At 58.2% G+C, this 6,006-nt stretch carries 9 protein-coding genes and 1 pseudogene; 2 read left to right on the top strand and 8 right to left on the bottom strand.

The window, feature by feature from the left end:
• Window positions 1-344: 344 nt before the first annotated feature.
• From FHX60_RS22495 to FHX60_RS22525, 8 genes and pseudogenes are all read right to left on the bottom strand, one after another.
• Window positions 345-899 carry a thioredoxin family protein gene (locus FHX60_RS22495; RefSeq protein ID WP_183284678.1) on the bottom strand — a complete coding sequence of 185 codons (555 nt, stop codon included), beginning with the start codon at window positions 897-899 and terminating at the stop codon, window positions 345-347.
• A 75-nt stretch (window positions 900-974) separates the two neighbouring features.
• Window positions 975-1,394, bottom strand: a complete 420-nt coding sequence (locus FHX60_RS22500; RefSeq protein WP_183284679.1) for an organic hydroperoxide resistance protein — start codon at window positions 1,392-1,394, stop codon at window positions 975-977.
• Between the two features lie 69 nt (window positions 1,395-1,463).
• Complete coding sequence (locus FHX60_RS22505) at window positions 1,464-1,775, bottom strand: hydroxyquinol 1,2-dioxygenase (protein ID WP_092310679.1); 312 nt, start codon at window positions 1,773-1,775, stop codon at window positions 1,464-1,466.
• 365 nt (window positions 1,776-2,140) lie between these two features.
• Window positions 2,141-2,269: pseudogene (locus FHX60_RS28060) on the bottom strand (ATP-binding protein); the annotation flags it as partial.
• 38 nt (window positions 2,270-2,307) lie between these two features.
• A complete protein-coding gene (locus FHX60_RS28005; RefSeq protein ID WP_183284680.1) occupies window positions 2,308-2,703 on the bottom strand; it encodes an Imm50 family immunity protein in 396 nt (131 codons plus the stop codon).
• Between the two features lie 168 nt (window positions 2,704-2,871).
• The gene (locus FHX60_RS22515) at window positions 2,872-3,372 is read right to left on the bottom strand and encodes a hypothetical protein (RefSeq protein ID WP_183284681.1); all 501 of its coding nucleotides are present in this window, start codon (window positions 3,370-3,372) and stop codon (window positions 2,872-2,874) included.
• 233 nt (window positions 3,373-3,605) lie between these two features.
• Window positions 3,606-3,935, bottom strand: a complete 330-nt coding sequence (locus FHX60_RS22520) for a hypothetical protein (protein ID WP_146748197.1) — start codon at window positions 3,933-3,935, stop codon at window positions 3,606-3,608.
• A 281-nt stretch (window positions 3,936-4,216) separates the two neighbouring features.
• Window positions 4,217-4,825, bottom strand: a complete 609-nt coding sequence (locus FHX60_RS22525) for a tetratricopeptide repeat protein (protein WP_183284682.1) — start codon at window positions 4,823-4,825, stop codon at window positions 4,217-4,219.
• Between the two features lie 348 nt (window positions 4,826-5,173).
• Here FHX60_RS22525 and FHX60_RS22530 point away from each other — a divergent pair, with 348 nt between their 5' ends.
• Window positions 5,174-5,674 (top strand): transposase, encoded by a 501-nt coding sequence (locus FHX60_RS22530; RefSeq protein WP_183284683.1) that lies wholly within the window; start codon window positions 5,174-5,176, stop codon window positions 5,672-5,674.
• On the top strand, window positions 5,671-6,006 hold a 336-nt coding region (locus tag FHX60_RS22535; protein ID WP_183284684.1), incomplete at its 3' end, for a helix-turn-helix domain-containing protein. The genes FHX60_RS22530 and FHX60_RS22535, both read left to right, overlap by 4 nt.

Genomic DNA, 6,006 nt, shown 5'->3' on the forward strand with positions numbered 1-6,006 from the left:
CGGATGACTGCGTTTGACACTTTGGTTCTCCTTGTTGATTTCGTCAATTGACAGGTACGTTTGTGCAACCCGACGGAGTCTATCGATCCCATTCGAGCCAAGGTTGTCAGCCGGGAGTGGGTTTTGCATCGAGACGTATCGTTGGGCGATGCAGATACAGAGCGATACACAATGCCGGGCCAGTGGCGTTCGTTCCGCGAGGAAATGGGGCGGTGCGAATCGTCTCGCAATACGTGGTCCGGATCCACAGAGGGCATCGATACATGGACGCGACGCACTGGGAGGCGCAGCGGTTGGGTGCATTTCATTGCCGGGCGGCTACCGGAACGCCAGGCACCGGGAAGTTACCGCGCCGGTACGGTCTTGCTCGCCGCAAGCAATCTCTGAATTTCAGCTTCCGTTTCCTTGTACCGTCCCTCGCCATAGTGCTGATAGACGATGCGGCCGGTGGTATCGATCAGGTATGTGGCGGGCCAGTATTGGTTACGATACGCCGACCACGTGCCGTACATGTTGTCCTGCGCCACCGGATAGCGGATATCGAACCGCTTGAGCGCGGCCTGCACATTGGCCGTCGATTTCTCGAATGGGAACTCGGGCGTGTGCACGCCCACCACCACCAGGCCCTGGTCCTTGTATTTTTCGTACCACTGCTTCACGTATGGCAACGTGTTCACGCAGTTGATGCACGAGTACGTCCAGAAATCCACCAGCACCACCTTGCCGCGCAGTTGCTGCATCGTCAGCGGCTCGGAATTCAGCCAATGGTCGATATTCACGAATTCCGGTGCCTTGCCCTGATCGCCCACCTTGGGGCTCTCAGCGATGGCACCCGTGCCGAACGTATAGATGGCAGCGATGGCTGAGGCCGCCAGGAAGAAGCGGATGAGGTTGCGCATGATTCGGGTGTCCGCAGGGAAATGAAATCGGAAGTGATGTCCCTCATCCGCCATGGAGGACGAGGGACACATGGGTCAGACCAGCACGGTCTCGATGTGGATGTTGCCGTGCAGCGCCTTCGAGTACGGACACGTACGGTGCGCGGTGTCCACCAGCGATTGGGCCACTTCGCGGTCGATGCCGGGGATGCGCACGCGCAGCCGTGCCTGCAGGAAGTACTCGATACCCGCCGTGCCCAGGTCCACTTCCGCATCCACCGAAAGGTCTTCCGGCAGCGCGATTTTCTGCTTGCCCGCAGCCAGCCCGATCGCGCCGATGAAGCAGGCGGACCAGCCGGCTGCCAGCAACTGTTCCGGGTTCGTGCCGTGCCCCTTGGTGCCCGGTGACGACAGCGCGATATCGAGCCTGCCGTCGTTGCTGTGCGCCGAGCCGTCGCGGCCGCCAGACGTAATGTGGACCTTGCCGGTGTACAGGACTTTTTCGATGCGGGTCATGGTGCTTTCCTTCTTAAGTTCGATGGATGTTTAACCGTGGATTGGCGGTGGTTGGGCGACGTGCCGGACTCAGGCGTAGGCGCCATCGAGGTACGGGTCGACCGAGCGGGCGGGATCGGCCGACACCCCGGTGCGGTCCGTGCCCGCAACGGTGTGTGCGCCGTCGTGGTACGGATCCACGGTGCGCGCGCCGTCGAAGTACGGGCTGCGCTGGTCCTGCACGGCACGGGCGCCGTCGCTGAACACGTCGTGGGTATCCTGGATGGTGCGGGCGCCATCTGAATACGGGTCACGGGCACCGAGGACGGAAGCCTGTGCGCCGGCAGCGGCGGCAGCGAGGGAGAGAGCGAGGACGAGGCGCTTGGCGAAGTTCTTGGACATGATCGTTATCCTTTGCGTTGAATGAGGTTGTGTGGTTTGCGTGGTGTGTTGCCGGTAAGCTGAAGCAGCGTTTTCGCTTTGTCTGTTGTGCGTTGCGCTGCCACGGAACGTATTTAAGGCGTCCCACGTATCGCGCTCGTAGCGCCTTTGGGGCCCTTATGTCAGGGCACGTATCGGTGCGACGGCCTGATACAAGGGCATACAAAAAACCGGGGGAAAGCGTTTGGAAAACCTGGAAGGGCGGGAGCGTGCAGCGCGAGGTGGCGCCAAAACGACATGGCCGCGCCAGAAACCGGCGCGGCCACAATAGGGAAGGCAGAGAGGCGACTGCGATGGCCGAAAGGGGCCAGAAGAAGATTGCGAGGTCAGGCGATGCGAATCTCGGCCACCAGGCCGCCGCTTTCACGATTGCGCAGCTTAAGCGAGCCACCCACGGCCACGGCAAGCTGGTGAGCGATGGCTAGGCCCAGGCCCGTGCCACCGGTTTCGCGGTTGCACTTGCCTGCATTCGCAGGAGGCGCGGTTCCTGGACTTAATGACACTCAGTACTGATGCAGGTGGAGCGCACCGCGCTAACCCCCAGGATCTCGACAGATCGACAATTGAACCGAACATCAAAGCCAGCGAGAGGCCTCATATCAAAGCTTAGGCGGCCATTGTTTTGCGTCGATATGACGATCTCGTCCAGCCACCCACCGCCAGACAGCTCACTGAGATTGATATTGATCTCAGCTATGTCCCGGCATAGGAATTCAACAATCCGATCTTCGCCTGAACCCGTCCACTTTGGATTGTCCTGGCCGCCATGCCGTACTGAAATAGTAGCGTCAGCAACATACCGGCCTGTTTCCTCAGCCATCCTAATGCAGAAGGTGACAACCTCGGAATCGTGAAAGGTTGGCCAGTAGCCAAACGCATCCAGGATCAACTCGCTGTTCTGTTACCAACGCCTGAGTCGATTCACCTTCGGAAATGTCTATGCTCATCGCCCACCTCCAAAGTCCGGACATTGCTTCGCCCCGTAGTGCTCGGCGGCTGGCCGAATCGGACGAAGATTTGCCGTCCGGCTCTCCTACCAGATGATGCAGTGTTGCCGCTAAAATCTTGTAATGCGGAATTGTTCGTTTCTGGCCCATTGAGCCAACTGGTTCCGCAGTTCTGGCTCATTCGTCCAGACATCGACAAGATTTCCTTCCCAGAAGAGAATGGTGGCGATTTGCGGCGCGTATAGGTAAGCGCTCATGCCGCAATCGACCACGCTGATGCAACATTCAAACATCTCATCCGCTTCACCGGCTTCGAATACTATGCCCCAGGCATCAAAGGGGTTGCCGGAACCTTTTGATTCCAGGTCACTCAGATTCGAATTCTCATGCTCCACATACCGCGACCAATCTGTAACCTGAAACAAGTAGCTTCGCGGTGATCCAAGAATAGTACGGATGCCATGAACCATGCGGGAGACAGCCCCTTCGGCTCTCGAAGTCGCAAACTGCAAAGATGACGCGGAGCTAAAGCTCCGTCGCCCATACGGGTTTTCGCGGCAATCCTCACGCTTCAGCCATATCGAACATTCGGAAGGAGAAAGAATTTTCATGTCATCACGCCACGGGGGCTCAGCAAGCTGCATGGCCGGAGCCAGAAGACGCCTTCGTGGGCACAACGGACATCCGAACGTCCGGCCAACGGAGCGACTAAGCGGTCCTTCATGGCCGATCTGGGTCGTCAGCAGCCTTGCTGCATGCCGCCTGGTGCAGCGGGCGACTACCGACCCCGAGCAGCCACTCAACAGGCATCGTGCCTCTCGCCTCTGCCTCGTGGAGATTCCGCCTAAAGATGCTGTGCCCAGCGGTAGCCCAGCCGGCCGAGAATTGCGCCCGCCACTATTCCGGCAAGATAACCTTCAACCGATGCGTGAAGAAGCGCAGCAATAGTTGCGCCCGCAAGGATGCCAACAATCGTACGAAAGATAGGTGACCTTGCGGAATGTCTCCCATCGCCAACGATCGCCATATATGCGGCAAAAACGGAAAAGACCAATGCTGACAGCACCTTGTTCAAAGCCGGAGGAGCTGAAAGCAGGCTCTGTGCGAAGTACGCAAAGAACAGCAAGGCCCCGAAAGCTATTGCTAGTGCGATTTCAACCACAAAGTGTTTCATTGCGCCTGATTTCCTCTGTCGCATCCCCACTTCTGGTCTGAAAGCGCCTACTTGCCGCTAGGTCAAACACACCTCAGTCTGTTCCGCAATCTCAAGCGCGGACAGACAGATGTGTGCGTTGACAGACAAACCAGCCGCTGGACAGCCAGCGGTGACTGACTGAGATTGGCCGGTCTCAGCCATCGCCCATCCGGGCGCGGGCTTCCTAGCGTCAATGGCGAGTGCCGATCTGTTGTACGGATAGCTTGCCGAATGGCCGGTAACTGTGAAATGGCCAATCATCACCCCCTTAGGTCGTCAGAGTATGGGGCCGCAAGGGCAAATCCAATGCCTAAAATAATTGAAAAAGATAATTCAAATACACCTTGGAGCCTCCGCATGCTACCTCTATAGCCCCGGATATCCAATAAAGCAAGCTCACGTCTAGCAAAGATATTCCCATTAGCCTTTGCCGACTCAAGGTATCTAAAAGCCAATGAGAGATCTTTTCTAACACCTTTCCCTCTTAAATATGAGACACCGAGCCGAAATTGAGAAGGGGGATATCCAGCCGCCGCCGAGCGCTGATACCAAAGAATGGCGTCAGCATGCTTCGCCTCCCTGGTCAGTAATCGTCCCAGGTAAAACGCACCCCTCGCTGAGCCCAGCTCTGCTGCTCGTCTGAACCAATGGGCCGCGTCTTCTTGGCAAGCGCACACTCCCTTACCTTCTGCAAACATCCAACCAAGGAAGACCTGGCTCTCCGAATGACCGGAATTGGCCAATTGCTGGTAAATTCGAAACGCTTGCGAATACTCTTCCTTCGCGCATAGCCTTGCCGCCTCATGAAGAAGATCGGCTACGCCTAGTTTATTTTCATTCTTCTGTTCAGGCGCACAATTCATACGCATAATCCCTCTGCTTGGCGAGGGTCATTGAAGTTGTGTGCAAAGGTGATCGCAACGAGAAGCTGCTTTCTGCATGACTGGGCCCTGCGGATATTGGCAACAAGCTTCCGGTGCTGTACCACCGTCTGACTCGCTCCCCTTTCTAGGGTTTGTTCACAGCAACACACGCTGAGGCCGGACATCGCCTTGCACATTCTCCCTCACCCTAGCAAGAGCTAACCCTTTTTGTAGGTGCGTTGGAGAACATAGCGAAATCGGTCAACGATTGTCCCTTGTTCCCCTCCATGTCAGGATAGATGTCGCCCCGCCGCCTTTCGATGAAGGACAATGGAGGGCGGAAGCGGTTGGAGAATGAAACGCTATCCGGCGGAGTACAAGGAATGGGTGGTTGAGCAGATGATGCCGCCCGTGAACCGATCGGTTGTGGAGTTGGCCAGGGAGACCGGTGTCACGACGGTGAGCCTGCGCACCTGGCGCAACGAGGCGCGAGAGCAAGGACGAGTGGTGCCAGGCAACGGCAAACAGAGCGATAAGTGGTCCAGCGCGGACAAGTTCCGGGTGGTGCTGGAGACGGCGCCCCTAAGTGAAGCGGAGCTGTCCGAATACTGCCGCAGGAAGGGCATTCAGCCAGAACAGATCCGGCAGTGGCGTGCTGCCTGTGAGCAGGCGAATGCGAAGACCCCGCCCAAGGCAGACATGGCACAGCTGCGTGAGGAAGCCACCGCGAAGAAGCGAATCCGCGACCTGGAGCGAGAACTGAAGCGCAAGGACGCCGCGCTGGCGGAAACCGCAGCGCTGCTGGTGCTAAGAAAAAAAGCCGAGGCGATCTGGGGAAGGGACGAGGAGGATTGATCAACGTCTCGGATCGCCGCGAAGCCATTGCGTTGATTGATGAAGCGGTAGAGAGCGGTGCACGCCAGGCTCTCGCGTGCGAGGAATTAGGTCTGAACGAACGCACCTTGCAGCGCTGGCGCCATACGCCTGAGGATGGACGACCGGGCGCGCAGCGTCCGGTGCCGGCCAACAAGCTCAGCGAGGCCGAGCGTGAGGCCGTGCTGGCCGCGGCCAACGAGCCCGGCTGCGAGGGCTTGACGCCGCACCAGATCGTACCCAGGCTGGCCGACGAAGGCCGCTACCTGGCCTCGGAGTCGACCTTCTACCGCGTGCTCAAGGCCGCCGGCCAG

Origin of the sequence: Cupriavidus alkaliphilus (assembly GCF_014191175.1) — a bacterium.
Taxonomy (GTDB): domain Bacteria; phylum Pseudomonadota; class Gammaproteobacteria; order Burkholderiales; family Burkholderiaceae; genus Cupriavidus; species Cupriavidus alkaliphilus.

Excerpts from the sequence above, each read along its gene's own strand:
- FHX60_RS22495 (WP_183284678.1), bottom strand. The coding sequence starts at position 899 with ATGCGCAACCTCATCCGCTTCTTCCTGGCGGCCTCAGCCATCGCTGCC.
- FHX60_RS22500 (WP_183284679.1), bottom strand. The coding sequence starts at position 1,394 with ATGACCCGCATCGAAAAAGTCCTGTACACCGGCAAGGTCCACATTACG.
- FHX60_RS22505 (WP_092310679.1), bottom strand. The coding sequence starts at position 1,775 with ATGTCCAAGAACTTCGCCAAGCGCCTCGTCCTCGCTCTCTCCCTCGCT.
- FHX60_RS22515 (WP_183284681.1), bottom strand. The coding sequence starts at position 3,372 with ATGAAAATTCTTTCTCCTTCCGAATGTTCGATATGGCTGAAGCGTGAG.
- FHX60_RS22520 (WP_146748197.1), bottom strand. The coding sequence starts at position 3,935 with ATGAAACACTTTGTGGTTGAAATCGCACTAGCAATAGCTTTCGGGGCC.
- FHX60_RS22525 (WP_183284682.1), bottom strand. The coding sequence starts at position 4,825 with ATGCGTATGAATTGTGCGCCTGAACAGAAGAATGAAAATAAACTAGGC.
- FHX60_RS22530 (WP_183284683.1), top strand. The coding sequence starts at position 5,174 with ATGAAACGCTATCCGGCGGAGTACAAGGAATGGGTGGTTGAGCAGATG.